Source organism: Nocardia acidivorans NBRC 108247, from assembly GCF_001625085.1.
GTDB lineage: Bacteria > Actinomycetota > Actinomycetes > Mycobacteriales > Mycobacteriaceae > Nocardia > Nocardia acidivorans.
The window spans coordinates 39,890-64,497 of record NZ_BDAW01000058.1 but is presented as its reverse complement, the minus strand read 5'-3'; the positions used below and the strand labels follow the sequence as shown (position 1 = coordinate 64,497).

28 protein-coding genes and 2 pseudogenes are annotated in these 24,608 nt (G+C 67.0%); 18 read left to right on the top strand and 12 right to left on the bottom strand.

All coding sequences use genetic code 11. The features are described from left to right. The 3 genes and pseudogenes from NA10_RS37710 to purH form a co-directional block, all read left to right on the top strand. Positions 1–517 (top strand): annotated as a pseudogene (locus NA10_RS37710) (DUF6350 family protein); the annotation flags it as partial. A gap of 63 nt (positions 518–580) precedes the next feature. Beyond that, positions 581–1,234 carry a phosphoribosylglycinamide formyltransferase gene (purN, locus tag NA10_RS26745; RefSeq protein ID WP_084515275.1) on the top strand — a complete coding sequence of 218 codons (654 nt, stop codon included), beginning with the start codon at positions 581–583 and terminating at the stop codon, positions 1,232–1,234. Then, a complete protein-coding gene (purH, locus tag NA10_RS26740; RefSeq protein WP_245677918.1) occupies positions 1,231–2,847 on the top strand; it encodes a bifunctional phosphoribosylaminoimidazolecarboxamide formyltransferase/IMP cyclohydrolase in 1,617 nt (538 codons plus the stop codon). Before purN ends, purH begins: the two co-directional genes overlap by 4 nt. Before the next feature lie 184 nt (positions 2,848–3,031). On the opposite strand, the gene NA10_RS26735 is transcribed toward purH, so the two are convergent. Next, positions 3,032–3,496, bottom strand: a complete 465-nt coding sequence (locus NA10_RS26735; protein ID WP_067572743.1) for a hypothetical protein — start codon at positions 3,494–3,496, stop codon at positions 3,032–3,034. 203 nt (positions 3,497–3,699) lie between these two features. Here NA10_RS26735 and NA10_RS26730 point away from each other — a divergent pair, with 203 nt between their 5' ends. Further along, positions 3,700–4,263: a LysM peptidoglycan-binding domain-containing protein gene (locus tag NA10_RS26730; RefSeq protein WP_067572741.1), complete on the top strand. Its 564-nt coding sequence runs from the start codon at positions 3,700–3,702 to the stop codon at positions 4,261–4,263. Between the two features lie 95 nt (positions 4,264–4,358). On the opposite strand, the gene rpsR is transcribed toward NA10_RS26730, so the two are convergent. From rpsR to rpmB, 4 genes are read right to left on the bottom strand one after another with little or no spacing between them, the layout of a single operon-like run. Continuing rightward, positions 4,359–4,613 carry a 30S ribosomal protein S18 gene (gene rpsR / locus NA10_RS26725; RefSeq protein WP_067572739.1) on the bottom strand — a complete coding sequence of 85 codons (255 nt, stop codon included), beginning with the start codon at positions 4,611–4,613 and terminating at the stop codon, positions 4,359–4,361. Between the two features lie 34 nt (positions 4,614–4,647). Then, positions 4,648–4,953 (bottom strand): 30S ribosomal protein S14, encoded by a 306-nt coding sequence (rpsN, locus tag NA10_RS26720; protein ID WP_067572737.1) that lies wholly within the window; start codon positions 4,951–4,953, stop codon positions 4,648–4,650. A gap of 1 nt (position 4,954) precedes the next feature. Next, positions 4,955–5,125, bottom strand: coding sequence for a 50S ribosomal protein L33 (gene rpmG / locus NA10_RS26715; RefSeq protein ID WP_067572735.1), 171 nt, complete (start codon positions 5,123–5,125; stop codon positions 4,955–4,957). Positions 5,126–5,135: 10 nt separating this feature from the next. Beyond that, the gene (rpmB, locus tag NA10_RS26710; RefSeq protein WP_067572733.1) at positions 5,136–5,372 is read right to left on the bottom strand and encodes a 50S ribosomal protein L28; all 237 of its coding nucleotides are present in this window, start codon (positions 5,370–5,372) and stop codon (positions 5,136–5,138) included. Between the two features lie 100 nt (positions 5,373–5,472). Between rpmB and mrf the strand changes: the two genes are divergently transcribed. Genes mrf through rpmF form a run of 3 tightly spaced genes read left to right on the top strand, consistent with a single transcriptional unit; the run spans position 5,473 to position 7,265 of the window. After that, positions 5,473–6,807: a ribosome hibernation factor-recruiting GTPase MRF gene (gene mrf, locus NA10_RS26705; protein ID WP_067572731.1), complete on the top strand. Its 1,335-nt coding sequence runs from the start codon at positions 5,473–5,475 to the stop codon at positions 6,805–6,807. A 4-nt stretch (positions 6,808–6,811) separates the two neighbouring features. After that, positions 6,812–7,090 carry a type B 50S ribosomal protein L31 gene (locus NA10_RS26700; RefSeq protein WP_067572771.1) on the top strand — a complete coding sequence of 93 codons (279 nt, stop codon included), beginning with the start codon at positions 6,812–6,814 and terminating at the stop codon, positions 7,088–7,090. 1 nt (position 7,091) lies between these two features. Beyond that, positions 7,092–7,265 (top strand): 50S ribosomal protein L32, encoded by a 174-nt coding sequence (gene rpmF / locus NA10_RS26695; RefSeq protein WP_067572729.1) that lies wholly within the window; start codon positions 7,092–7,094, stop codon positions 7,263–7,265. A 62-nt stretch (positions 7,266–7,327) separates the two neighbouring features. Here the strand turns inward: rpmF and NA10_RS36015 are convergent. Together NA10_RS36015 and NA10_RS26690 are read right to left on the bottom strand one after the other, a co-directional pair. Beyond that, a pseudogene (locus tag NA10_RS36015) lies at positions 7,328–7,552 on the bottom strand (hypothetical protein). Between the two features lie 267 nt (positions 7,553–7,819). After that, the gene (locus tag NA10_RS26690; RefSeq protein ID WP_067572727.1) at positions 7,820–8,830 is read right to left on the bottom strand and encodes a DUF1906 domain-containing protein; all 1,011 of its coding nucleotides are present in this window, start codon (positions 8,828–8,830) and stop codon (positions 7,820–7,822) included. A gap of 180 nt (positions 8,831–9,010) precedes the next feature. Here NA10_RS26690 and NA10_RS26685 point away from each other — a divergent pair, with 180 nt between their 5' ends. The 3 genes from NA10_RS26685 to NA10_RS26675 all read left to right on the top strand — a co-directional run bounded on the left by NA10_RS26685 (position 9,011) and on the right by NA10_RS26675 (position 11,386). After that, positions 9,011–9,817: a VOC family protein gene (locus tag NA10_RS26685; RefSeq protein ID WP_067572725.1), complete on the top strand. Its 807-nt coding sequence runs from the start codon at positions 9,011–9,013 to the stop codon at positions 9,815–9,817. A 132-nt stretch (positions 9,818–9,949) separates the two neighbouring features. Beyond that, positions 9,950–10,144 carry a ferredoxin gene (locus tag NA10_RS26680; protein ID WP_067572723.1) on the top strand — a complete coding sequence of 65 codons (195 nt, stop codon included), beginning with the start codon at positions 9,950–9,952 and terminating at the stop codon, positions 10,142–10,144. Between the two features lie 9 nt (positions 10,145–10,153). Next, positions 10,154–11,386 carry a cytochrome P450 gene (locus NA10_RS26675; RefSeq protein ID WP_067572721.1) on the top strand — a complete coding sequence of 411 codons (1,233 nt, stop codon included), beginning with the start codon at positions 10,154–10,156 and terminating at the stop codon, positions 11,384–11,386. A gap of 84 nt (positions 11,387–11,470) precedes the next feature. On the opposite strand, the gene NA10_RS26670 is transcribed toward NA10_RS26675, so the two are convergent. The 5 genes from NA10_RS26670 to NA10_RS26650 are packed head-to-tail and all read right to left on the bottom strand — an operon-like array spanning position 11,471 to position 16,743. Further along, positions 11,471–12,289: an MHYT domain-containing protein gene (locus NA10_RS26670; RefSeq protein ID WP_067572719.1), complete on the bottom strand. Its 819-nt coding sequence runs from the start codon at positions 12,287–12,289 to the stop codon at positions 11,471–11,473. A 49-nt stretch (positions 12,290–12,338) separates the two neighbouring features. Next, positions 12,339–13,055, bottom strand: coding sequence for a GTP-binding protein (locus NA10_RS26665; RefSeq protein WP_084515273.1), 717 nt, complete (start codon positions 13,053–13,055; stop codon positions 12,339–12,341). Then, on the bottom strand, positions 13,036–13,413 hold the full coding sequence (locus NA10_RS26660) for a DUF742 domain-containing protein (RefSeq protein ID WP_067572717.1): 378 nt from the start codon (positions 13,411–13,413) through the stop codon (positions 13,036–13,038). The genes NA10_RS26665 and NA10_RS26660 overlap by 20 nt, the downstream gene beginning before the upstream one ends. A gap of 10 nt (positions 13,414–13,423) precedes the next feature. Further along, positions 13,424–13,831, bottom strand: coding sequence for a roadblock/LC7 domain-containing protein (locus NA10_RS26655; RefSeq protein WP_067572715.1), 408 nt, complete (start codon positions 13,829–13,831; stop codon positions 13,424–13,426). Then, positions 13,828–16,743, bottom strand: a complete 2,916-nt coding sequence (locus NA10_RS26650) for a HAMP domain-containing sensor histidine kinase (protein ID WP_067572713.1) — start codon at positions 16,741–16,743, stop codon at positions 13,828–13,830. The genes NA10_RS26655 and NA10_RS26650 overlap by 4 nt, the downstream gene beginning before the upstream one ends. A gap of 308 nt (positions 16,744–17,051) precedes the next feature. On the opposite strand from NA10_RS26650, the gene NA10_RS26645 reads away from it, so the two are divergent. From NA10_RS26645 to NA10_RS26610, 8 genes are all read left to right on the top strand, one after another. Then, positions 17,052–17,738, top strand: a complete 687-nt coding sequence (locus tag NA10_RS26645) for a response regulator transcription factor (protein ID WP_067572767.1) — start codon at positions 17,052–17,054, stop codon at positions 17,736–17,738. A 74-nt stretch (positions 17,739–17,812) separates the two neighbouring features. Then, positions 17,813–19,204 (top strand): sensor histidine kinase, encoded by a 1,392-nt coding sequence (locus NA10_RS26640; RefSeq protein WP_084515277.1) that lies wholly within the window; start codon positions 17,813–17,815, stop codon positions 19,202–19,204. Positions 19,205–19,555: 351 nt separating this feature from the next. Then, positions 19,556–20,974, top strand: coding sequence for a S1C family serine protease (locus tag NA10_RS26635; protein WP_245677920.1), 1,419 nt, complete (start codon positions 19,556–19,558; stop codon positions 20,972–20,974). Positions 20,975–21,063: 89 nt separating this feature from the next. Beyond that, positions 21,064–21,609: a MogA/MoaB family molybdenum cofactor biosynthesis protein gene (locus NA10_RS26630; RefSeq protein WP_067572763.1), complete on the top strand. Its 546-nt coding sequence runs from the start codon at positions 21,064–21,066 to the stop codon at positions 21,607–21,609. Further along, the gene (locus NA10_RS26625; RefSeq protein ID WP_067572708.1) at positions 21,606–21,842 is read left to right on the top strand and encodes a hypothetical protein; all 237 of its coding nucleotides are present in this window, start codon (positions 21,606–21,608) and stop codon (positions 21,840–21,842) included. The genes NA10_RS26630 and NA10_RS26625 overlap by 4 nt, the downstream gene beginning before the upstream one ends. A gap of 314 nt (positions 21,843–22,156) precedes the next feature. Beyond that, entirely contained in the window at positions 22,157–22,837 is a 681-nt protein-coding gene (locus tag NA10_RS26620; RefSeq protein WP_067572706.1) for an MspA family porin, read from the top strand. A gap of 64 nt (positions 22,838–22,901) precedes the next feature. Continuing rightward, on the top strand, positions 22,902–23,573 hold the full coding sequence (locus tag NA10_RS26615; RefSeq protein WP_067572704.1) for an MspA family porin: 672 nt from the start codon (positions 22,902–22,904) through the stop codon (positions 23,571–23,573). 309 nt (positions 23,574–23,882) lie between these two features. Next, positions 23,883–24,563, top strand: a complete 681-nt coding sequence (locus tag NA10_RS26610) for an MspA family porin (RefSeq protein WP_067572702.1) — start codon at positions 23,883–23,885, stop codon at positions 24,561–24,563. Positions 24,564–24,608 lie beyond the last annotated feature (45 nt).

The window sequence follows — 24,608 nt, the reverse complement described above, 5'->3', positions numbered from 1 at the left end:
CACCGCCGACCGGCCCACCGCGCCCTGGGCGACGCTCACCGCCGCCGTGGCCGCCGCCGTGCTGATCGCCCTGCTCGGCGCGGTGGCCGGTGGTGAGCTCGGGACCTTCGGCTGGATCGGCCCCGACGCCTTGATCGCGGCGGCCCTGGCCTTCGTCTGGTTCGCCGCCACCGGTTATGTCGGCATGCTCGGCGCGCGCTGGTTCGCCCCCGCCGCGGTGGCGGGTGCGGTCGAATACGACTACGACGACAGCGAATACGAGCCCGAGTTCGAGGACTACTACTACGACGAGTACGCCGAGGACGACCACTACGAAGACGACCACTACGAGGACGACGACTATGACTACGACGATGACGATCCGGGTCATGTGGTCGAGGTCGACGGTGAACTCCTCGACGAACCCGAGGCCCTGGACCACGAACCGCATGCGGAATCAGCGGAGAACTCCGACATAGTTGACGCCGAAGTGGTAGAGGGAGACCTGCCGGACAACCCTGAAGTGGACGGTCGTTAGGCTCTAGGGCGGCGGATCGCATTCCGCCGTTCCCTTTCCGCCCGATACCCAGGGAGTAGTGCGCTGAGCTCCACGCCCACCCAGCTGCTACCGCCGTCCGCGCCCGCGACGGTCGTCGTGCTCGCCTCCGGCACCGGTTCGCTGCTGCGTTCGCTGCTCGAAGCGACTCGGGAGCCGGGTTATCCGGCCCGGGTCGTGGCCGTCGGCGTGGATCGCGAATGCGCGGCCCTCGATCATGCCGAGTCCTTCGATGTGTCGTCGTTCATGGTCGAGCTGAGCGATTTCGAGGATCGCGCGGCCTGGGATCAGGCGCTGACCGAGATCGTCGACGCGTTCTCGCCGGATCTGGTGGTCTCGGCCGGTTTCATGAAGATCCTCGGTCCCCGCTTCCTGCAGCGGTTCGGCGGCCGGATCATCAATACCCATCCGGCGCTGCTGCCCGCCTTCCCGGGCGCGCACGGGGTGCGGGACGCACTGGCCTATGGCGTGCGGGTGACGGGTTCGACCGTGCACCTGGTGGATTCCGGGGTGGACACCGGGCCGATCCTGGCGCAGGAAGCCGTCGAGGTGCTGCCCGGCGATGACGAGGCGGCGCTGCACGAGCGCATCAAGGTTGTGGAGCGCCGGCTGCTGGCGGAGACCGTCGCAGCCGTCGCGGTCCGAGGCATTGTCTCCGATGGACGAAAGGCAGTTATCCCGAATGAGGTTCTCCGGTGAGTGAGCGCAGCGAACGATCCATTGGCGCAGCTGAGCGTAAGCCGATCAAGCGGGCCCTGGTGAGCGTCTACGACAAGACCGGTCTGATCGAATTGGCCTCCGGTCTGCACGCCGCGGGCGTGGAACTGGTTTCGACCGGTTCGACCGCCGGCAAGATCGCCGATGCCGGTATCCCGGTCACCAAAGTGGAAGACCTGACCGGTTTTCCGGAGACCCTGGACGGCCGCGTCAAAACCCTGCACCCGCGCGTGCACGCCGGCATTCTGGCCGACACCCGCAAGGATGAGCATCTGGATCAGCTCGTCGAACTCGGCGTCGAGGCGTTCCAGCTGGTCGTGGTGAATCTGTACCCGTTCACCCAGACCGTGGCCAGCGGTGCGAGCGTGGACGACTCGGTCGAGCAGATCGATATCGGCGGCCCCTCCATGGTGCGCGCCGCCGCCAAGAACCATCCGTCCGTCGCGGTGGTGGTGGACACCGCCGAGTACGACAGCGTGCTGAAGGCGGTGCAGGGCGGCGGTTTCACCTTCGCCGAGCGAACCGCGCTGGCCGCCAAGGCTTTCCAGCACACCGCCACCTACGATGTGGCCGTCGCCAGCTGGATGACCTCGGTCGCCGTTCCGGCCGCCGAGGCCGCGGACGGCGTGGAATCCGATGCGTCACAGCGCTTCCCGGCCTGGGTCGGGGCGACCTGGAACCGTGATTCGGTGCTGCGCTACGGCGAGAACCCGCATCAGAGCGCGGCGCTGTACACCGGCGAGGCCGGTGCGTCGGGCCTGGCGCAGGCGAAGCAGTTGCACGGCAAGGAGATGTCGTACAACAACTACACCGACGCCGATGCCGCCTGGCGGGCCGCGTACGACTTCGACCTGCCCGCGGTCGCGGTCGTCAAGCACGCCAATCCGTGCGGTGTCGCGGTGGCCGCGGATATCGCCGAGGCGCATCGCAAGGCGCACGCCACCGATCCGGTGAGCGCGTACGGCGGCGTCATCGCGGCCAATCGTGAGGTGAGCGTGGAGATGGCCGAGCAGGTCGCGGAGATCTTCACCGAGGTCATCGTCGCGCCCGGGTACGCCAATGGCGCGGTGGAGGTGTTGCAGCGCAAGAAGAATGTGCGGGTGCTGGTCGCCACCCCGGCCCAGCGCAAGGGTGTGGAGCTGCGCCCGGTCAGCGGCGGACTGCTGCTGCAGGACCGCGATATCCTCGACGCCGAGGGTGACAGCGCGGCCAACTGGACCCTCGCGGCCGGTGAGCCCGCCGATGAGCAGACTCTCGCCGATCTCGAATTCGCTTGGCGGGCTTGCCGTTCGGTCAAGTCCAACGCGATCCTGCTGGCGCACGACGGTGCCGCCGTCGGCGTGGGTATGGGCCAGGTGAACCGGGTCGACTCCTGCAAGCTGGCGGTGGATCGCGCCGGTGAGCGCGCCCAGGGCTCGGTGGCCGCGTCCGACGCGTTCTTCCCGTTCTCGGACGGCCCGCAGATCCTGGTCGCCGCGGGGGTGCGCGCCATCGTGCAGCCGGGTGGGTCCATTCGCGACAAGGACACCATCGAACTGTGCAAGGAAGCGGGCGTGACCCTCTACCTGACCGGTTCGCGGCACTTCGCGCACTGAGCAGAAGGCGTACTGCCGCAAGGCTTTCAGGGCCGGTGCGCCGATCACCGCGGTGATCGGCGCACCGGCCCTCGTCCTTCCGACCTGCTTTCGGCCGGAATCCATAGTGACTCAATGCATTCCGGTGTGGATCCCGGCCAAAAGCGCGCCGGGATGACGGGGCGGGGCTTCGGCTTCCGGGGGACTACTTGGCGCTCAATACTTCTCGATTGCCCAGCGGGGCCTTCAGTTGGATCTGCATGCTGCCGAAGACGGCGATCATGGTGCACATGCGGCCCACCGCGTCGGCGCGGGTGCCCGAGCGCAGCGCGACGGTGACGGATTCGGTGGTCTCGGTGACGGTCGCGTCCACGCCGTAGCACTCGGGCGAACCGGTGGTGAAGTTGATGGCGAGCTTGTCATCGGCCAGCCGGGTCCAGCTGTCGAACGGCAGCGGATGCGGGTTCACAATGCCCGGATCGGCGGTGAAATCGCGGCCGAGTTGCCCCTGCGGCGCCTCGGTCGGGGCCGGGTCCGCGCTGGTGATGGTGCTGCCGGTGGTCGTTGTGCCGCCGGACTTCTCGGTATCGCCGCCGCAAGCCGCCAGGGCCAGGCTCAACAGAGCGGCGAGGGCGGTGGCGGTGAGGCGGTGGCCTCGGGTCCCGTACATGCGGACCACCCTAACGGTCCGACCGGTCGGGGCGGATATGGACGCATAGCGAACTCCTAGCGACAGTGAGCCAAATTATCCGGGGACTCGGCGCGTAATCCGCACCCGGACCGGGGCAGGAGCAGTAACCTCGGTGGAGATGTGCGAATGCACTTACGCGCCATCGAATTATCTGTAGCTCTCCCCTCCGGAAAGGACCCACCATGGGCGACGCATTGAAGGTTGGCGAAGAACTTGGTCTCGGACAGTCGCTCGTGGGCGGCGCGTACTCCCTGACTCTGCAAGATGATGGCAACCTGGTGCTGGCCGATCCCAGCGGCAAGGTCGAGTGGGCGTCGGCCACCAATGGCAAGGGCGTGAAGCGGGCCGCGCTGCAGGCCGACGGCAACTTCGTGCTCTACAGCGATAATGGCGCCGAATGGTCCACCGAGACCAATGGCAAGTCCGTCGACCGCCTGGTCGTGCAGCCGGACCGCAATGTGGTCATCTACGGTGACGGCGGGGCCGTCTGGTCCACCGGCACCAATACCGACAACCCGATCGCGGCCCCCGTCGAAGAGGTCGCCACCCAGGCCGCGGCCGTCGAGGACGCGCCCCCGCCGCCGCCCCCGGCCGCCCAGACCTACACCGTCGAGCCCGGTGACACCCTGTGGGCGATCGCCGAGCGCTTCTACGGTGACGGCAACCGCTACCAGCAGATCGCCGACGCCAACGGCATCCCCGACCCGGACGCCATCAACGCCGGTCAGGTCCTGACCATCCCGTAAGGGCCGGGGCAACTCGCACGCCCACTCCCGAACGCACTGCGCCCCCGATGCGAAAGCATCGGGGGCGCAGTGGTTTTCACTGCTCGGGGGCTGTGTTAGCGGCTGGTGAAGGGGAGCAGTGCCATTTCGCGGGCGTTCTTCACCGCAATGGCGACCTGGCGCTGTTGCTGCGGGGTGAGGCCGGTGACGCGGCGGCTGCGGATCTTGCCGCGGTCGGAGATGAACGTGCGGAGCAGGTTCACGTCCTTGTAGTCGACGGTCTCGACGCCTGCGGCGATCAGTGGATTCTTCTTGGGTTTGCGGCCCTGCTCGGCGCGGGCCTTCTTGGAGGGTGCTCGCTTCACTGCCATGTCAGCGGTTCCTTCTCACGAGATCTGTGGGTGGTTACCAGCTCGATTTGCGTACACCGGGCAGTTCTCCGCGGTGAGCCATCTCGCGTACGCGTATGCGCGAAAGGCCGAACTTGCGGAGATGGCCACGTGGGCGTCCATCCGCGGCGTCCCGATTGCGCAATCGTACCGGACTGGCATCGCGCGGCAGCCGTGCCAGGGAGGCCTGTGCGGCCGCCCGCTCGGCGTCCGGGGTGGTGGGTTTGCGGATGAGTTCCTTCAGCTCCGCGCGGCGTTCCGCGTAGCGCGCGACAATCCGTTGGCGCTCTTGATTTTTGACGATCTTCGACTTCTTTGCCACGTCACCGGCCCTCGCGGAAGTCGACGTGCCGGCGTACGACGGGGTCGTACTTGCGCAGCGTCATGCGGTCCGGGTTGTTGCGCCGGTTCTTGCGGGTGACGTAGGTGTACCCGGTGCCGGCGGTGGAGACGAGTTTGACGATCGGCCGGAGTTCGGTCGATTTCGATGCCATCTGATACTCCTCAGATCTTGTGGCCGCGGGCCCGCAGCCGGGCGACGACCGCTTCGATGCCGTCGCGGTCGATGGTCTTGATGCCCTTGGTGGAGACGGTGAGCGTGATGCGCCGGTCCTCGCTGGGCAGGTAGTAGGTCTTGTGCTGGATATTGGGGTTCCAGCGCCGGTTGGTCCGGGTGTGTGAGTGTGAAACGGACTTGCCGAAGCCGGGTTTGCGCCCGGTGACCTGGCAGATGGCCGACATATCCACCCTTTCTGCAGATGACAATCGTTTTCGACAACGGGTTTATTCCAATGTACGCTGGGCACCCAGTAAATGAAAATCGTTGTCGAAAGGGGATCCGGTGGATGACCGAACACCCGTGCTGGTGATCGCCGGTCTGCCCGGCCGCGCCGCCGAAGGCGTACTCCGCGCGGCCGAGCGGCTCGGCGCCGAACCGGGCACCGTGGTGGTCCGGCACGACCTCGCCGAACTGCGCGAGGGCGTGGTGCGCCGGACCGTGCACACCACCCCGCTGCGGGCCGGCCGGCCGGTGCGCGAGGAAGTGAATGTGCTCGAACTCGCGCACGGCTGCGTCTCCTGCACGCTGCGCGCGGACCTGCTGCCCTACCTCTGCCTGCTGGCGCAACGGGATTCGGTGCGGCGCATTGTGCTGGCCTTGGATCCGGCCTTCGAGGCCGAGGCGGTCTGCCAGGCCATTCGCGATGTGGTGGTGAGCGGGGTACCGGGCCGGGTGGACGGCCCGGCGGGCCGCGGCGTCCGCATCGAGGCGGTGCTCACCTGTATCGATGCCCGGGACTGGCTGGCCGACGCGACCGGTGACGACACCCTGGCCGAGCGTGGCCACGCGACCGCCGAGGACGACCGCACGGTCGCCCAGTTGGCGGTCGGCCAGGTCGAATTCGCCGATGCCCTACTGGGTTTCGACGGCGGCGCGGAGGCGGACATGCGGATGCGAACCGGCGCCGTGCTGGCGCGGTTGGCGCCGCGCGCGCCCCTGGTCTGGCTGGACGAACCCGCTTCCCTGGGCACGCACGCGCATTCCGAAATGCTGCGCGCCGACGCGCTTTTCGGGCTGCTGGACCGGATTCCCGCCGATGCCCGGCGCGGCGCGGGCTTCGATCCGCACGCCTGCCTGCTGCGCGGCGAACCGCCGCTCGAGCCGGATTGCGGTGTGGCACTGGTGGAGTTCGACACCGATCGCCCCTTCCATCCGGACCGCCTCCATTCGGCCATCGATGTCCTGCTGGACGGTGTGGTGAGCGTGCGCGGCCGCGTCTGGCTGGCGACCCAGCCGGACGAGGTGGTGTGGCTGGAGTCGGCGGGCGGTGGCTTGCGCCTGGGCGGGGCCGGAAAGTGGCTGGCCGCAATGACTTCCGAGGAGGCCACGCGGGTCGACCCGGAGCGGCGGCTGATGGCATCGCTGCGCTGGCATGAGCATTTCGGGGATCGGCACAGTTCGCTGGTGATTCTGGTGCACGAGGCGGATACGCAGGAGATCCTCCATGCCCTGCACTGGGCGCTGGTCGACGAGGACGAACTGCGGCAGGTGCGGTTCGCCCCGGAGCGGGTGGCCGAGTGGGGCGACCCCTTCGGTGATCAGCACGAAGACCCCTGTGACACAACCAAATCCACCCCGGCGACCGGTGATGCCGGTTCCCGGCAGCAGGAAAGGTGATGTGATGAAACCCCGGATTCACCCCGACTACCATCCGGTGGTCTTCGAGGACGCGAGTACCGGAAAGCGTTTTCTGACCCGTTCCACCGCGACGTCGGAGCGCACGATCGAATGGGCGGACGGTAATTCGTATCCGCTCATGGTGGTCGATGTGACCTCGGATTCGCATCCGTTCTGGACGGGTTCACAGCGAGTCCTCGATACCGCGGGTCGCGTGGAGAAGTTCGAACGCCGCTATGGCAAACGCGTGCGCGGCAATTCCGGCGTGCGAGAGGAGAATTGATATGGCGGTTCCGAAACGGCGAATGTCGCGATCGAATACCCGCGGTCGGCGTTCGCAGTGGAAAGCCACTGCGCCCGATCTGATTTCGATCAAGGTCGGCGGCGTGGAGTATCGGATACCGCGCCGGTTGTCGCGCGCGGTGCACCGCGGATTGGTGGATCCCGCGAAACTCTGACCTCGAAAACGATGATGCCGGGCGCTAGAACGAGCGCCCGGCATCAACCGTCGTGGGGGGTGTCAGCCTTCCTTGGCCGCGAGCTCCACCAGGGTGGCGGCGACCGGAAGTACTTGTTGTTGCCCAGGTCGGCAATGGTCTTGACGCCGAGGGCATCCAGGAGCTGAGTGTCGTGCTTCTCGGTCAAGTCCGGCGAGTGCGGACGGTGGCGCGGACAGGATTTCCTTGACGGACTTGTCTTCGTAGGCCTTGTCGAGAGCTTTGTCGAGTACCACGTTGACGGCCATGAAGCCTCCATCGGTAGAACACGAGCGGACTCCGCCGACGATAGTGGGAATGCGGCTGCGCCACCATAGATCTGCGTGCGGTGTCGCACCGGAGCGGCCGCCGGACTTTGTGGGTGCTTCCAAAAAGTCTTCTCAAAGTTGTGAATCCGTGCCCTGGCGGCGGTATCCTCGTGGCCGAGGGCGGGTTCTTCTGACTACAGAAGAACCCGCTCATCGCCACTTTCGGGGCGGTTCACCGGCATTGCGCACCGGAGAAATTCCGACAAATCAACCAATTCGGTTGTCCGCCGTGGCAATAGGGCTTGGCGCGGCTGTGGATTGTCCATCTTTGGGCGAATCGCCCCATCCGGGAAGCGGCAGATCCGGCAGCAACTGTTCGAGTCGCCCCAGACCGTCGGCGAGGGCGGTCGCCGGTCCCTCGATGAGCGAGAACGGGAAGGGCCAGTGGTGCCCGGACAGCCGCGCCACCTCACTGCTCAGCTCGGCGGTGGTGGCCTCCAGATCGCTGACCTCCGTGCGCAGTTCGTCGATCCTGGTGAGGGCGCTGGCCAGCGCGTCCACCAGGGTGCGATGGTGACCGGCCGGATCGTCGCCGAGTTGCGGCCAGCCCGCGAGGCCGGGGCCGCGCAGCTGGGTCTGGATGTCGCGGAGTATTTCGTCCTGTTCGGGAGTCAAGTCCTGTTCCTCCGAGTCGAAATCCCATTGGCCGAAATCCAAGTGGTCGGTTTCGTTCACATCGCATTCGACGCCGTCCACCACCACCTGCCGGCCGGTCTGAAACAGCTGTGCGCGCGCCTCGCGATTCGAACCCGACCAGGCGATGGTCTGCCACGCCCAGGTCGCGACCCCCGCATCCAGGGCTCGGCTCACCGGCCAATACCCGCCGTAGATACCGACATTCGCGCGCCCGAGCACCGAGGCCGCACCGTCGAGATAGGCGTTGATGGCCGTCTGCTGCTGTGGTGTGGCGTCGAAGTCCGCGGAGAAGTAGATGGGCCGATCCGGCCGCCCGCCGCAGCGCAGCACTCGCGCCAGCCCCGCGCGCGCGTCGGTGACGCCCGCGCCGTAGCCGTCGAGCATGCGGGCCGCGGTGGTCTCCCAATTCGACACGATCGAAATATTGTGTGCGCGTAGATCGTCCGCTTCGGCGGGCGTGAGTATCTTGCCCGGCAGCGCCGCCCCGCCCTCGGAGAGATACCGAATCACGAAGTCGAAACCGGCCGCCCGGATTGCGCTCGCGGCGGGGCGGCCTGCGGCGTAATCCAACCCGAAACGCATGACAGTCACTGTAATTCGCCACCCACACCGACCGCGCGGCATTCCGTAAGTCGATCGGTCCGACCTGATGAACTCCGGGAATTCTCCGGAGCGCAGTGGTTGACTGGGTGCGGCTGTGTGATAGGCGTCACTACAACCGCTATTGATTACTTTGCAGTACTTCAGAAACGGAGATGACCGATGCCTGTACGCGAGGAGGCGTGGCCCCCGGGCACGCCCTGTTGGGTCGACTGCCAGGTCGACGATCCGGCCAAGGCCGGTGACTTCTACGCGGCGCTGTTCGACTGGGACGTTCAGGGCGGCGCGGAGGACACCGGGGGATATCTGATGGCCTTTCGCGACGGGCAGCCCGTCGCGGGAATCGGCCCCAAACCCGAGGCGGGTGTGCCGTCGGTCTGGACCACCTACTTCGCGGTACTGGACGCCGATGCCAGTGCCGAGGCGGTCACCGCCGCCGGTGGCCGAATGCTGGTGCCGCCCTTCGATGTGATGGAGTTCGGCCGCATGTTCGTGGCCGCCGACGACTCGGGCGCCCCGTTCGCGGTGTGGGAGGCGCGGGCGCACAATGGCGCGGCGGTGCACAACGAACACGGCGCGTTCGCCTGGAACGATCTGCACACCGGGGCGTTCGACGCGGCAAAGACGTTCTATGCCAGCGTCTTCGGCTTCACCTTCACCGAATTCGACGATGCGACCATGCGATACGCCACCCTGGTGCCGCCGGATCGCACCGATCCGGTGGGCGGTATCAATGACGACACCCGCAATGGCGCGGCGCCGGAACAGCCGTACTGGCTGGCCTGGTTCCAGTTCGACGGCCTGGACGAGGGTCTGAAGCACGCGCGGGAGTTGGGTGCGACGGTGCTGCTGCCCGCGCAGGACGGTCCGTTCGGCCGGATGGCGATTCTGGCCGCACCGCAGGGGGAGCTGTTCGCCCTGCTCGATCCGAGCAAGCCGATGGGGGAGATGCCCGTACCGAAGGGGTGATTTGGGGCCGCGTCCGTACGCGATGCCTGGTCCGCGCGGTGGTGTGCTGCTCACCGCCGCTCGGTCAGCATCGCGCGTCTCGTCGTGTTAGCATGCGGACGCATCAAAGTTGTTGTGGTGGGGTGGGTTTCGATGAGAGTTGTTGTTCGGCAAAGCAAGTGCATCGCCTCCGGCAATTGCGTGATGCGCGCAGGCCAGGTCTTCGATCAGCGTGATGATGACGGTCTCGTCATTCTGCTCGACGAGAATCCAGTCCCCGGGCAGGCCGGCGCGGTGCGCCTGGCCGCCGAATTCTGTCCCGCGCAAGCAATTCAGATCGAGGAATGACGTATACCCATGTTCGAAGCAGCTCCCGACAGCACTTCCGACCTACCCGTTCATCCCGTACGACGCTCGTCGGGTTGCCCGTTCTCCCCGCCGCAGGCGGTGCGCGATCTGGCCGCCGCCGCACCGGTCTCCAAGGTGCAGATCTGGGACGGCCAGGAGGCGTGGCTGGTCACCGATTACACCGAGGCCCGCACCCTCTTCGGTGACGCGCGCGTCAGCGTGGACGGTGCGCTGCCCGGCTTCCCGCACCTCAACGAGGGTATGAAGGCGCTGGCGGCAATGGCCCCGCGCACCATGTTCAATACCGACGGCGAGGAGCACGCGCGTTACCGCCGCATGCTGACCAAGCCGTTCATGATCAAACGCCTGGACGCGCTCAAGCCGGTCATCCAGAAGTACATCGACGAGCACATCGACCTCATGTTCGACGGCGGCAACTCCGCGGATCTGGTGCAGGCGCTGGCGCTGCCGGTGCCGTCGCTGGCCATCTGTGAACTGCTCGGCGTCCCGTACGAGGATCACGCCTTCTTTCAGCGCGGTTCGGCGGTGGGCTTCAGCGGCGACACCTCCGCCGAGGAGCATCAGGAGGTCACCATCGGCCTGCTGCAGTATCTGATGAAGCTGCTCGACGCCAAGGCCGAGGCCCCGGCCGAGGACATGCTCTCGGATATGGCCGAACTCATTCGCGCCGGTGAGCTGCAGCCCTGGGAAGGCGCGCTGGAGGCGGTCGGCATGCTGGTGGCCGGGCATGAGACCACCGCCAATATGATTCCGCTCAGCGTGATGGCGCTGCTGGAGCGCCCCGATCAGCTGGCGCTGATCCGCGATACCGAGGACCCCAAGGTGCTCGGCAACGCGGTCGACGAGCTGATCCGCTATATGAGCATCGTGCAGACCGGTCAGCGTCGAATCGCGCTGGAGGATATCGAGATCGGCGATCTGACGGTGCGCGCGGGTGAGGGCCTCATCCTCGACATCCCGTCGGCGAACTGGGATCCGGGGACCTTCGAGAATCCGGAAGAGCTGAATCTGGAGCGCCCGAACGCCTACCTGCACTTGGGTTTCGGCTTCGGCCGCCACCAGTGCATCGGTCTGCAGCTGGCCCGCCTGGAGCTGGGACTGGTGCTGCAGACGCTGTTCCGCCGCCTGCCGGGGCTGCGCCTGGGAGTCCCGGCCGAGCAGATCGAGTTCAAGCTCGATTCGCTGGTGCACGGTGTGCGCGCGCTGCCGGTCGAATGGTGAACTGAGACAGAGCGAAACGGAAAGGGCCGGTGCCGCGGAATCCGCGGCACCGGCCCTTTCGGCTCTATGAGGTAAGTGCCGGTGTCAGCGCACCGAGGCCTTGACCCGCCCGGACTTGCGCGAGGCCACCGCCAGCGAAGAGCTGTGCGCCGTATCGGGTTCCGCGGTCGCGGGCGCCTGCCGGGCCTCACGCCGATCGGGTGCGACCAGGATCGCGGTGATCGGAATGGTCAGCGACAGCGTGCCGACGATGAAGAACGGCACGAAGAAGTTGAACAGTTCATCGCCCTCCGGAATGGCGGCCGAGCTGTTCAGGCGCACCTGCAAGCCGGTGAGCCCGGCGTAGTGCATACCGGTCACCATGACCGCGTAGGCCAGCGAGCCGACCATGAGCACCGGAACGCTCTTGGCCCACAGGCTGAACCACAGCATGAGCGCCGAGGCCACCGCCGCGATGACGTACACCGCGATGATGGAGACCAGACTGCGCTCGGTGCTGCCCTGCACCCGGATGGCGCCGAGCAGCAGCAGGTGGACGGTGCCCAGACCGCCCGCCATCACCAGCGCGCCCGCGACGAGGCGAATCCAGTTCAGGGTCTTACCGGTGATCACCAGCGAGATGAACACCGTGAGCCCGGACAGTGCGGAGAAGAGCGTGGTCAAGGTGGTGTCGTAGCGCAGCACGGTGCCTTTGACACCGAAGCCGAGCATGGAGACGAATACCGAAAGCGCCACGCCGACACCGCCGATGGAGCTGGCCGCGACGAACAGCCAGAGCAGCCGGAAGCGCGCCGTCACCGATTTGGTGGATTGGCGGATGCATGCCAGGCCGCAGGAGGCACCGGCCACCGACACGATCAGTGCCAGACCGATGACCCAGTAGCCCATCGAGAAGTAGATCAACCCAGAACCCCTGCCTGCCTTCGTAATCGCCCGCGGTATGCGCGAATGTTTACCCGCGCCGGGCGGTTTCGCGTTGTGCGGTCATCAGCCGTTCGATCGCGTACTCGGTGACCGCGGCCAAGGAGCGCCGCACCTCGCCCGGATCACGGGCGTCGATATCGACGATCGGCACGCCCTCGCGCACGCTGAGCGCCTCCCGGAGCTCGGCGACGGGGAAGCGGGGCGCGTCCGGAAACCGGTTGACCGCGATGAGGAATGGCAGCTTCTTGGCCTCGAAGAAGTCGACGGCGGCGAAGCTGTCCTCGATCCGGCGGGTGTCGACCAGCACCACCGCGCCGATGGCGCCCTTGATGAGGTCGTCCCACATGAACCAGAACCGGCGCTGACCGGGTGTGCCGAACAGGTACAGCACCAAATTGCCGGGCAGGATGATGCGCCCGAAATCCATTGCGACCGTGGTTGTTTCCTTACCGGGCGTGGCGGCGAGGTCGTCGACCCCGTCCGACACGGCCGTCACCATCGCCTCGGTGCGCAGCGGAACGATCTCCGATACCGCGCCGACGAAGGTGGTCTTGCCCGCGCCGAAACCGCCGGCCACCACGATCTTGGTGGAGGCGACGGTGCGGAACTCCTCGCCCGGGCGAGGCGGGTACTGCTGCGCTACAGCCGGATTCGCGAACTGCTGACCCGGATACTGGGGCCCGCCGTTGGGGTACTGCGGCGCACCCCCGTTGTAGCTCCCGCCGTCAAAGGGCGCGGAGTCCATGCAGGGTCCTCTCCATCAAAGAGCGGCGCTCGTCGTAGGTCGCCTGGTCGCTCAGGGTCGAATGCACGCGCAGGGTCCCGGCGACGACGAGATCGCCGATCACGACCCGGATCATGCCCAGTGGCCGCTGCAGGTGCGCCGCGATCTCGGCCACCGACAGCCGCGCGGTGCCCATCCGCAGGATCTCGGTGCGGATGTCACCGGCGGGCCAATCGAAATGGGCGGTGTAGGAAAGTGTTTCGACGACCGCCTCGAGCGGCAGATCCACTGCCGGTTCGGTGCGGCCGGAGGTCAGCGCGTAGGGGCGGACCCGACTGGTCGGACGAGTGCCGCCGACGCCCCCGTTCGAAGATGTCATCGGCGACTCATCACGCAGTACGGGCAGTGGCCTGCACCACCGACCCGACCCGGTCGACCAGCAGCGCCATCTCATAGCCGATCCGGCCGATGTCGTGCTGCTTATTGGCCAGCACCGCCAGGTGCGAACCATTGCCGACGCTCATGACGAGTAGATAGCCGCGTTGCATCTCCACGATGGACTGCATCACCTTGCCGCCGTCGAAAAGCTGTGCGGCGCCGGCGGACAGGCTGGCCAGACCCGCGGTGACGGCCGCGAGCTGCTCACCCCGATCGCTCGGCAGGTGCGGGCTGGTCGCCTGCAGCAGGCCGTCGGCGGAGACCAGGACGGCGTGCGAGACGCCCGGCACCTCCCGGGTGAAACGGGTGACCAACCAGTTCAGGTTCTCATCTGTAGTGGTGCTCTGGGAGTCGGTCATATATGCCCTCCGTCTGTGTACTGCGAGTCTGCGCGTCCCGAACGGACGCCACTGAGATGCCTGGTGAGGCTGTTGCGGATCTCGTCCGGATTGCGTGCGCCCGCCTCGTCCTCCTGCGCCACCGCACCGGGCACCAACTGGGCGCCGGGCCGGCGGATGGGCAGTCCACCCTGAGTGCGGGAACTACTGGTCGGATTGGCCGCCTCCGCGGCCGCGGCCCAACCCGCGTCCGAGGTCGAGGACCACTCCGCGGCCGAATCCTGGCCACCGCCGGCGGGTTCCACCAGCCATTCGGAGACCATGCGCTGGTAGATCGGGCTCCCGGACATGACGCTGTCGCGCTGTGCGGGGGCCGGTGCGCTGGGTTGCGGGGCCGGAGCCTGCGCGGCCGGAGCCTGCGGAGCCTGCCCACGCTGCGGCAACGCGGGAGCGGCGACGCTGCCGCTGTCCGAGCCGAAGCCGTTGTTGCCGTTGCCGTTTCCATTGCCGCGATGGTCATCGCCGCTCAGGCCGTTATCGCGACCACCCTCATGGGCGGCACCGGTGCCGAAGGCGCTGAAACCGTTCGAGAAGTAACTGCCGGTGCCGTCCGCGCCAGTGTCCGAGCCGTATCCGTAACCGCCATTGGGCGGAGCGGCCGGCTCGGGACGCTGTACTTCCGGTGGCCGCTGCACCTCGTGCCGGCCGGTATCACCCCAGAAGTCCACCGGTGGCTGGGTATTGGACCCCACCACCTCGTAGGCCTGGGTCGGCGCCCCGCCGTCGGTGAAGGCGTCCACGAAATTGTCGGTGAACGGCACGTCGCCGGTGTAGGCCGGTTGTTCGCCGGTATCCATGCCCGGTGTCTTGCGCTGCGGCAGACCGGAACTGGTGACCCCGAACCGCCCGGTGGTGACGACCTCCGGCGGATTGGGCACCGGCATCAGACGCGGCGGCGTGACCACCGGCTGCGGTGCGGACGACGGCAGCGAGGAGACCGGGGCGATCGCGCCCGGAGCCACGGGCAGGGCGGCGGTGGCCGGGTACTGCCCGGTGCCGGTATCGCCGCCGCGTTCGGGCGCGGGCGAGACCAGCGTCCCCGGCAGGTGCACGCTGGCGGTGATGCCGGGCTGCTGCACCATGGCCGAGGTGCGGCGCAGGCTCACGGTGATGTTGTGCCGCTTGGCCAGTCGGCCGACGACGAACAGGCCCATGCGGCGCGCGGTCTCGACATTGACCTCACCACCGGAGGCCAGGCGATCGTTGATGGACTGCAGGTCTTCGGCATTCATGCCGAGGCCCCGGTCGGTGATCTCGATGAGGTAGCCCCCGTCCACGGCGCGCGCCACCGAGACCGCCACCGGAGTGGACGGCGGGGAGTAGCGCAGCGCGTTGTCGATCAACTCGGCCAGCAGGTGTTCGATATCGACCGCGGGCTCACCGGCGACGATGCCGTCGGGCACGGTGCCGATCTCGGCACGCTGATAGTCCTCGACCTGCGAGACCGAGGACCACAGCATGTCGGACAGCGGCACCGGCGCGAGATGGCCTCGGCGCAGCGCGGTTCCGGCCAGCACCAGCAGGTTGTCGCCGTTACGGCGCATGCGGGTAGCGAGGTGGTCGAGGCGGAACAGCGATTGCAGTCGCTCGGAGTCGTCCTCGTCGCGCTCCAGCTCCTCGATCAGCGTCAGCTGCTGTTCGACGAGGGATTGGCTACGGCGGGAAAGGGTCTCGAACATATTGCCGATCTGCAATCGCAGCCGGGCCTGTTCGGCGGCGAGGTGCAGCGCCTGGGTGTGGATATCGTCGACGGCTCGGGCGAGCTGGCCGATCTCCTCGGTGGTGTGCACATCGACCGGGGTGATCTCGGGGGTGACGCCACCGGCGCGCACCACCTCGAGCTCCTGCGGCAGGTCGATGTGCGCGACCTGCAACGCATCTCGCCGCAGGCGGCGGACCGGAACGACCAGTGAGCGGGCCACGATGAGTGCGAGCGCCAGACCGGCCAGCAGCATGCCGATAACGACCGAGGTATCGCGCAGCACCGTATTGCGGGCATCGGTGGTGAGCTCGCCCAGCTTGGTGTCCAGCATGGCGCCGATGCCGTTGGCCTCGCGGCTGTACAGCTCCTGGCTGGTCTTGATCGACTCGGCCATGGCCGGGATCGCCATCGGATCCGGTGTGCCCTGGGACAGGATGCCGATACGCATGCCGGCGGCGTCCTTGAGTCCGCTGTAGTTCTGCGCGGCCTCGGGGACCAGGCCCTTGTACACCTCGATCATGGTGATCTCGGCGCCCATGGCGGTCAGCAGCTGCGTCTTCATCGCCTCATTGGCGCCGATTCCCGGGGTGGCCAGCATGAGGCGTTCCTGGGTGAGCAGTCGGGCGGCGGTCATGACCGTGCCCTGCTGCAGGAAGAGTTGCTGTACACGCAGATCCGAGAGCGTCTGCGAGGTGGTCAGCGCGGCCTGCACCTTGGTGGACACCGCGCCGGACTGATCCGCGATCGACTGCGGAGAGCTGGTGTGCAGACCGTTGCGCATGTTCTTGGCGGCGCTGATGGCGTCGGTCATGCCCTGGACGACGCTGGCCTCGACTTTGGCGGAGCGCAGCAGTGTCTCGAGGTCGGCCACCGACTGATCGAACGTGGCGGTGGCTTTGTCCACGATGGCGTTCGCCTCGGGGTTCCCCAGGCCCAGGATCGTCTGTACGGCGAGTTCCTCTGTGGCGGACTCGAATTTGATTGATGGGCCCATTACGGCGGCCTGTTCCGTACCGGCGCTCAGGTTGTTGATCGTTTGCAGCTCGGAGTTGATGCGCAGGACCGCGAAGGTCGAGGCGAGCAACACCGGGAGCACCAGAACGATGCCGACCTTGCGTGTGACGGGCCAGTTGGACAGGCTCAATTGCCAGGACCGGGGTGTCGCTTCCATCCCGCTTCCGTCGCCTCCGCTTTCACGAGTGACCCCCAGGTCGTATGCGGTTGTGCGGCGTAGGGGACTAACCCCGCGCGGAACCAACTAGAGGTCTTCTTTTCCGGCCTGCAACATACCGCGCGGGCTGTGTAACGGCAATTCGAGGAACTCGCCGTACACGACTCCGAATAGGATCGCGCGCAACGTATTTCGAATTCACTTACCGGGGCGTAAGTAAAACGCGCTGGTCACCAGGCGATCCCGTCCGGCGTGTCGAAGCCGCCCTTCTCAGTCGCCTCTCAGTCGCTGTGGGCAGACTGGTGTCCATGCGCATTCTGGTAGTCGACGACGACCGCGCGGTCCGGGAATCGCTGCGTCGCTCGCTGACCTTCAACGGCTACACCGTCGACCTCGCCGTCGACGGTCTCGATGCTCTCGAGAAGACCACCGGTCAGCGGCCCGATGCCCTGGTACTCGACGTGATGATGCCCCGGATGGACGGGCTCGAGGTGTGCCGGCGGCTCCGCAGCACCGGTGACGATCTGCCGATTCTGGTGCTCACGGCACGGGATTCGGTCTCCGAGCGCGTGGCCGGACTCGATGCCGGGGCCGACGACTACCTGCCCAAGCCGTTCGCGCTCGAGGAGTTGCTGGCGCGACTGCGCGCCCTGCTGCGCCGCACCACGGTCGATCAGGGCGAGGTCTCCGAGACCATGACCTTCGCCGATCTGTCACTGGATCCGGTCACCCGCGAGGTACTGCGCGCCGAACGCCCGATCAGCCTGACCCGCACCGAGTTCTCACTGCTGGAAATGCTGATGGCCAATCCGCGCCGGGTGCTCACCCGCAGCCGCATTCTCGAAGAGGTATGGGGCTACGACTTTCCCACCTCCGGTAACGCGCTCGAGGTGTACATCGGCTATCTGCGCCGCAAGACCGAGGCCGAGGGTGAGCCGCGACTCATCCACACCGTGCGCGGCGTGGGCTATGTCCTGCGCGAGACTCCCCCGTAGGGGCCGGGCTCGTGGGTAGAACTGTCCCCCGGCGACCGGTGGTCGCCGGGCTCGCCAAATCGCCGGAACCCGATATGCGCCCGCCGATGCCGCTGACGCGCTCGGTATCGCTGCGCTGGCGGGTGACGCTGCTGGCCGCCTCGGTGGTGGCGGTCGCGGTGGCCTTCACCTCCATTGCCGCCTATGCGATGGTGGCGCGCTCGCTGTACGCGGATGTGGACGCGCAATTGAAGGCGCGCGCCTCGCTGATGATCGACAACAACTTCGATTCGCTGGGTTTCCAGTCCATCGTGCTGGCGGGGCTGTATTCCAATGACGTCGGCGTCGCGCTGATCTTCCCGGACCTGTCCCCGTATGTGCCGCCGCAGACCACCAATCCGCCCGTGGGCAAACAGGAATTGGCGGTGGCGCGCGGCGAGATCGGCTTCTCGCTGCGCACCGTCGACAATCAGCGGGTGCTGGCCCGGCGCACGCATTCGGGTTCCACACTGGTGGTTTCACAGCGCCTGCAACCCACCCGCGAGGTACTCGACCGGCTGGCCTGGCTGCTGTTCGTGGTCGGCGGCTGCGGCGTCATGCTGGCGGCGGCGGCCGGAACCGCGGTGGGGCGCACCGGTTTACGGCCCATCGCGCGCTTGACCGCGGCCACCGAACGGGTGGCCCGCACCGATGACCTGACCCCCATTCCGGTGACCGGCGATGATGAACTCGCCCGGCTCACCGAGAGTTTCAACACCATGCTGCGCGCCCTCACCGAATCCCGGGAGCGGCAGCGCAGATTGGTGGCCGACGCCGGTCATGAGCTCAAGACGCCGCTGACCTCCCTGCGCACCAATATGGAATTGCTCATCGCCTCATCGCGTCCGGGCGCACCGCGCATTCCGGATGAGGATATGGCCGGACTGCGCTCCGATGTCATGGCGCAGATCGAGGAATTGTCCACACTGGTCGGCGATCTGGTGGATCTGGCGCGCGAGGACGCCCCCGAGACGGTCTACGAACAGGTCGATATCGGCGATGTGGTGGAGCGGGCGCTCGAACGCGCGCGCCGCCGCCGCACCGGCATCGAATTCGAGGCCTCGCTGCGGCCGTGGTTCGTCTACGGACATGAGGCGGGACTGGAACGCGCCATCCTCAATGTGCTCGACAATGCCGCCAAATGGAGTCCGGCGGGCGGTTCGGTGCGGGTCTCCATGCGGGAGAACGGGCGCGGACTGCTCGAATTGGCGGTGGACGATGCCGGGCCGGGCATTCCTCCCAATGAGCGCGATCTGGTGTTCGAGCGCTTCTACCGCACCACGGCCTCGCGCTCCATGCCCGGCTCCGGGCTGGGATTGGCGATCGTGAAGCAGGTGGTGACCAAGCACGGCGGCACCATCAGCATCGACACTTCCGACCGGGGCGGCGCGCTGATCCGTATCGTTCTTCCTGGCGAAGGGAATCCCTTCGCGGGTGTAGAGCAGTAGCGGGGCGGAAAACGCTCCGGAAAAAGCAAGCGCGGTCTCAGTCCGCTCTCAGTCGTCACCGCCACGCTTGGCAACGAGACTCGAGGAGAAACGAGAAACATGACCGAGGATTCGAAGCGGGACCCCGAAGCCACCTCCGGCCCCGCCGCCGCGCAGCCCGACCCCCGCGCTGCCGCGCAGTCGCCCGCCACCCCCGGCGTCCCCGCGACCCCGGCTCATGGTGAAACCCCCGCCCAGCCCGATTCGGCCGCCCCCGGCCAGCCCCACTTCGGGAACGACACTGCCGCCCCGGAAGGCTTTGCGGCTCAGCAGGGTTCGGCTCAGCAGGGTTCGGCTCAGCAGGGTTCGGCCATGCCGAGTGCCTGGGCGCGTTCGCACAGCGCGCCGCAGGGCTATCCCGTGCCGCCGCAGGGCGGTCAGCCGTACGGCGGGCAGCCGTATGGCGCTGCCACCCAACAGCTTCCGACCGGCGGGACCGAACAGGTACCGGTTGGCCCGTACGGCCAGGCGTACGCGGCGTCGGGGGCCGGGTACGCCCGGGGCACGGGCGGACATCAGCACACCGAGCCGATCTTCGGCGCACCCGGCGGTCCGGGCGGTCCGGGACAGCCGCCGCTGGGGCCCGGCTTCCAGGGTGAGCCCGGCGCACCCGCGCCCAAGCGTTCCGGCAAGACCGGCCTGGTCGCCGGTGCGGTGGTGCTGGCCCTGCTCAGCGGCGGTATCGGCGGTGCGGTGGGTGCGCTCGCCACCCGCGACGGCAATGGCGGTGCGAGCATCACCAATGCCCTCGACGCCCCGAAACCGAATGTCAGCACGGTGGCCAATGCCCCGGCCGGTTCGGTGCAGGCCGTCGCGCAGAAGGTGCTGCCGAGCGTGGTCATGATCCGCGTCGCGGGCCAGAAGGCCGAGGGTGAGGGCTCCGGTGTGGTGCTCTCCACCGACGGTCTGATCCTGACCAACAATCACGTGGTGAGCGGCGCGGGTCCGAACGCCACCATGGAGGTCGCCTTCAGTGACGGCACCACCGCGGCGGCGCAGCTCGTCGGCGCGGATCCGGTGTCGGATCTGGCGGTGGTGAAGGTGCCGAACAAGCAGGGGCTCAAGCCGATCGAACTCGGCTCCTCGGGCGGTCTCCAGGTCGGCGAGCCGGTGGTCGCGGTCGGTTCGCCGCTCGGGCTGGCGGGCACGGTGACCACGGGCATCGTCTCCTCGCTGAACCGTCCGGTGTCGACCAGCGGTGAGCCGGGCTCGCAGGGCACCGTCATCGATGCCATTCAGACCGACGCCGCCATCAATCCGGGCAATTCCGGTGGCGCACTGGTGGATATGAACGGCAAGCTGATCGGTATCAACACCGCCATCGCCACGCTCGGGGTCTCCCAGACCGCGGGCGGGCAGAGCGGTTCCATCGGCCTCGGCTTCGCCATTCCGGTGGATCAGGCCCGCCGGGTCGCCGATGAGTTGATCAAGAACGGTAAGGCCACCTACGCGCAGATCGGCGTGAAGGTGCGCGCCCAGGACGATGTCAACGGCGCGCGCGTACTCGAGGTGACCGCCGACGGTCCGGCCGCCAAGGCCGGTATCCCGAACAATGTGGTGGTCACCAAACTCGACGATCAGGTGATCGATTCGGGCAATGCCCTCATCGCCGCGGTGCGCTCGCACCGTCCGGGCGACAAGGTCAAGGTGACCTACACCGACGCCCAGGGCAAGAATGCGAAGACCGTCGAGGTGACCCTTGGCGAGGCGGCGGCGGAGGGCGGTCGATGATGCGGCACGAGAGCGGGCGAATTCCCACCCCTGCGATCCGGGTCACCCCGGACGGCGGCTGGGAGCTGTTGTCGGACAACGGCACTGTGATGTCGGGCGCAGCCGCCGGAGTGTCGGGCGCAGGCGCTACGGTTACCACCATGGAAATCGATGCCGCTGTGGCGGGCCGTGCTCTTGTCGTGGTCGTCGACGACCGAACCGCCCATGGCGGAGTGGATTCCTTCGGGCCGCTGGTGACCGAACTACTCACCGAGGCCGGCTTCCTGGTCGACGCCTCGGTCTCGGTGCAGGCCGATGAGGTCGAGATCCGCAATGCGCTCAATACCGCCGTCATCGGCGGTGTCGACCTGGTGATCTCGGTCGGCGGCACCGGTATGGCCCCGCGCGATGTCACCCCGGAGGCCACCGAGGAGGTGCTGGACCGGGTGCTGCCCGGTATCAGCGAGGCGCTGCGCGCCTCCGGCCTGGCCTCGGGTTCGCTGGACGCGGGCCTGTCCCGCGGGCTGGCGGGCGTCTCCGGTTCCACGCTGGTGGTGAACCTGCCGGGTTCGCGGGCCGCGATTCGCGACGGTATGGCCACGCTCGGCCCGCTGGCCAGCCGGGTCATCGATGAATTGTCCGGTCTCGCTGAATGACGACTGAATCCGGCGAATCCCAGGATTCGCGCCCGGATTCCCCCGGCGCACCCCGCCCGGCCTCGCGCCGGGCGGGGTCTCGTCGCATATCGGCCGCGGAAGCGGCCAGGATCGCGGCTATCTTCGGCGAGGATCTGCCCGCCACCACCGCGGACGAGCGCACCCCCGAACCGGATTCGGGGCAGTCGGGGGACGACTGGCTGCGCTCGCAGGTGCCGCCGCATCACGGCTGATCCATCGCGATTCGGCTGAGCGCGCTCACTGCTGAGTGTGCTCACCATCGCATTCCCGCGTAGTGCGCGCGGCATTCTCCCCGCTCGGCGGTGGATATCACATCCGAGGCGAATCATCACGGCATTCGCATGTTTATCAATCTGTTGCCAAATAGTTGCGGGTGTGGCTAGTGTCTCGCTCGGGTCGATAAACATACGCGTCCAAAGGGTTTGAGCAGACTGCTTGACATTTGCTCATTGGGAATTGGAATGCGTGGCCCGGAGCCAGCTTCGGTGGTCGGAGCTGCACGCGAGAGAACCTGATGAGGGAACTAATGAGCGAGAACCGCACCAGCGGTGTCCGTCGCGCCGTCCGCATTGCGGGCATCGGCGCTGCCGCCTCCGTGGCGCTCGGTCTGATGTCGACCGGCGCCGCCAATGCCGATACCTTCGTGCCGTTGCCGGACGGTCAGAAGGTGGCTCCGGGTGGAGCCGTCACCGTCACCCGCACGGGTGAGCACGCCCTGATCTCGCCGTCGCTGGCCGCCAATGGCGCGGGCCGCGTGGTGTGGGTCTCGGGCAACGCGGTCGCCGATGTCGCCGAAACTCCGGAGGGCACGGTCGGGCCGAACAACGGCGCCGCCAACCTGCCGGGTTCGAACAACTCCTCGACCCACGGCGCCTCGCACCTGGCCACCGGCTACATCGTCGGCTGCCAGGTCGATATCGCGAGCAATGCGATCTCCGCCGGCGTCTCGGGCGGCATCAACCTCAGCGGTGGCACCCTCGGCGGCTCGGTCGGTCTGAACCTCGGCCCGGGTGAGGTCAAGTTTGTCGAGATCGACAGCAAGGACATCTTGAAGGCGGGCCACTACTCGGTCGAGTACCAGGACGCTCAGATCCAGGTGAACGGCTGCGCCGGCTACGCCCAGGCGCGCGCGTACACCGTCGTCGAGGTCATCGGCGACCACTACTCCAAGACCACCCTCTACGGGCAGCCGTTCAGCCTCGGCTGACGTTCGGTCTGAACAGCTAATTCATAACTCGCTTCAGCGAATTCGACCCCAGAGGGATATACCAATGAACATCCGCAAGTCTGTGGCGCGGGCGGCCGGTATCGCCGCCGTCGCCACCGCCGCGCTCGGCCTGTTCTCCACCGGTGCCGCCAATGCCGACACCTTCGTTCCGCTGCCCGGTGGCGAACTCACCAAGACGCTGTCCGATGGCACTGTCGTGACCGTTCGCATGGTCGGCGAATCGGCCAATATCAACCCGTCCATGGGCGCCACCCCGGTGCACCGCAATGCCTGGGTCTCGGGCAGCGCGCAGGTCGAGCTGTCCGGTGCCAACGGCGCCGTCGGCGGCAAGATCTTCCCCGGTTACGTGGTGGGTTGCCAGGTCGACATCTCCGGTGGCGGCGCCACCGGCGGTGCCGAGGGCGGCGCGAACTGGGATGGCTCGAGCCCGTCGGTCGGCGCCACCAGCGGCGCCAACCTGACCCTGGGCCCCGGCCAGTCGCGCTCGTTCTACGTGCTCGATCTCGAGCAGGCCGATGACTTCGGCAGCGAGGCGCACAAGGTTCGCAATGCGTTCAAGGGCTCGAACGGCTCGGTCACCTGGGCCGACGAGACCATCGGCCTGACCGGTTGCGGCGGTTACGCCCAGGCCCGCTCCTTCGTGAGCGTCGAGGTCGAGACCGACAACGTGGTCTCCTGGGTGACCCTCTGGGGTCAGCCCTTCAGCCTCGGCTGATTCCTCCCGCTCCGCGGAAGCCCAAGGGGGCCCGGCGCTTTTAGCGCCGGGCCCCTTTTGCTATCCATGGCATTCTCGACATACATGCGGGATAGGCGCGGGACCTTGTGCGGTTGCACTGGATTCGGTTCTCTCACACCTCACAGATCACAGCGGTGATGTAAAGTGCCCAGCGTCGCTACACATTAAGAATTTGTTAGCAGTAACACAGCGGCAACAATGTGGCGACAAACTTACCCGGGGTTCCCCAAGAGCCCTTTTCAACCTCGGTGGTCGAGGTTGACCGCAAGAAACCTGATGAGGGGAAGTATGAGCGAGAACCGCACCCACGGTCTGCGTCGTGGTGCCCGCATTGCGGGTATCGGCGCGGCCGCGGCCGTGGCCATCGGCCTTTTTTCGACTGGTGCTGCTAATGCCGATACCTTCGTACCGTTGCCGGACGGTCAGAAGGCTGCGCCCAGTGGGACTGTCACCATCACCCGTACGGGTGAACACGCCATCATTTCGCCGTCGCTCTCCGCCAATGGCGCGGGTCGTGTCGTGTGGGTCAGCGGCAATGCCGTCGCCGAGGTCACCGAGACTCCCGAAGGCACCGTAGGCCCGAACAACGGACCCGCGAATGGCAACGGCTCCAACAATTCCTCCACCCACGGCACTTCTCAGCTGAACACCGGCTACATCGTCGGTTGCCAGGTGAACATCGCCGATAACGCCATCACCGCGGGACTCTCCGGCGGCATCAGCCTCAGCGATGCCTCGGTCGGCGGCTCCATCGGTGTCAACCTCGGCCCGGGCCAGGTCAAGTTCGTTCAGATCGATTCCAAGGACATCCTGAAGCCGGGTATCTACTCGGTCGAATACCAGGATGCGGAAATCCAGCTCCAGGGTTGCGCGGGTTATGCCCAGGCGCGGTCGTACACCGTCGTCGAGGTCATCGGCGATCACTACTCCAAGACCACCCTGTACGGCCAGCCGTTCAGCATCGGCTGATAGTGGTCACCACCGCCAAATCACTTCTCGCGCAAGCGAAATCAA

Bases quoted from the DNA above. Each gene is read 5' to 3' on its own strand.
- NA10_RS26655 (WP_067572715.1), bottom strand. From the start codon at position 13,831: ATGACCGACTCCCAGAGCACCACTACAGATGAGAACCTGAACTGGTTG.
- rpmG (WP_067572735.1), bottom strand. From the start codon at position 5,125: ATGGCATCGAAATCGACCGAACTCCGGCCGATCGTCAAACTCGTCTCC.
- NA10_RS26690 (WP_067572727.1), bottom strand. From the start codon at position 8,830: ATGCGTTTCGGGTTGGATTACGCCGCAGGCCGCCCCGCCGCGAGCGCA.
- rpsR (WP_067572739.1), bottom strand. From the start codon at position 4,613: ATGGCAGTGAAGCGAGCACCCTCCAAGAAGGCCCGCGCCGAGCAGGGC.
- NA10_RS26685 (WP_067572725.1), top strand. From the start codon at position 9,011: ATGCCTGTACGCGAGGAGGCGTGGCCCCCGGGCACGCCCTGTTGGGTC.
- NA10_RS26700 (WP_067572771.1), top strand. From the start codon at position 6,812: ATGAAACCCCGGATTCACCCCGACTACCATCCGGTGGTCTTCGAGGAC.
- NA10_RS26660 (WP_067572717.1), bottom strand. From the start codon at position 13,413: ATGACATCTTCGAACGGGGGCGTCGGCGGCACTCGTCCGACCAGTCGG.
- rpmF (WP_067572729.1), top strand. From the start codon at position 7,092: ATGGCGGTTCCGAAACGGCGAATGTCGCGATCGAATACCCGCGGTCGG.
- NA10_RS26620 (WP_067572706.1), top strand. From the start codon at position 22,157: ATGAGCGAGAACCGCACCAGCGGTGTCCGTCGCGCCGTCCGCATTGCG.
- NA10_RS26635 (WP_245677920.1), top strand. From the start codon at position 19,556: ATGCCGAGTGCCTGGGCGCGTTCGCACAGCGCGCCGCAGGGCTATCCC.
- NA10_RS26625 (WP_067572708.1), top strand. From the start codon at position 21,606: ATGACGACTGAATCCGGCGAATCCCAGGATTCGCGCCCGGATTCCCCC.
- NA10_RS26615 (WP_067572704.1), top strand. From the start codon at position 22,902: ATGAACATCCGCAAGTCTGTGGCGCGGGCGGCCGGTATCGCCGCCGTC.
- NA10_RS26650 (WP_067572713.1), bottom strand. From the start codon at position 16,743: ATGGAAGCGACACCCCGGTCCTGGCAATTGAGCCTGTCCAACTGGCCC.
- NA10_RS26640 (WP_084515277.1), top strand. From the start codon at position 17,813: ATGCGCCCGCCGATGCCGCTGACGCGCTCGGTATCGCTGCGCTGGCGG.
- NA10_RS26675 (WP_067572721.1), top strand. From the start codon at position 10,154: ATGTTCGAAGCAGCTCCCGACAGCACTTCCGACCTACCCGTTCATCCC.
- NA10_RS26630 (WP_067572763.1), top strand. From the start codon at position 21,064: ATGTCGGGCGCAGCCGCCGGAGTGTCGGGCGCAGGCGCTACGGTTACC.
- NA10_RS26730 (WP_067572741.1), top strand. From the start codon at position 3,700: ATGGGCGACGCATTGAAGGTTGGCGAAGAACTTGGTCTCGGACAGTCG.
- NA10_RS26645 (WP_067572767.1), top strand. From the start codon at position 17,052: ATGCGCATTCTGGTAGTCGACGACGACCGCGCGGTCCGGGAATCGCTG.
- rpmB (WP_067572733.1), bottom strand. From the start codon at position 5,372: ATGTCGGCCATCTGCCAGGTCACCGGGCGCAAACCCGGCTTCGGCAAG.
- NA10_RS26680 (WP_067572723.1), top strand. From the start codon at position 9,950: ATGAGAGTTGTTGTTCGGCAAAGCAAGTGCATCGCCTCCGGCAATTGC.
- NA10_RS26735 (WP_067572743.1), bottom strand. From the start codon at position 3,496: ATGTACGGGACCCGAGGCCACCGCCTCACCGCCACCGCCCTCGCCGCT.
- NA10_RS26665 (WP_084515273.1), bottom strand. From the start codon at position 13,055: ATGGACTCCGCGCCCTTTGACGGCGGGAGCTACAACGGGGGTGCGCCG.
- NA10_RS26610 (WP_067572702.1), top strand. From the start codon at position 23,883: ATGAGCGAGAACCGCACCCACGGTCTGCGTCGTGGTGCCCGCATTGCG.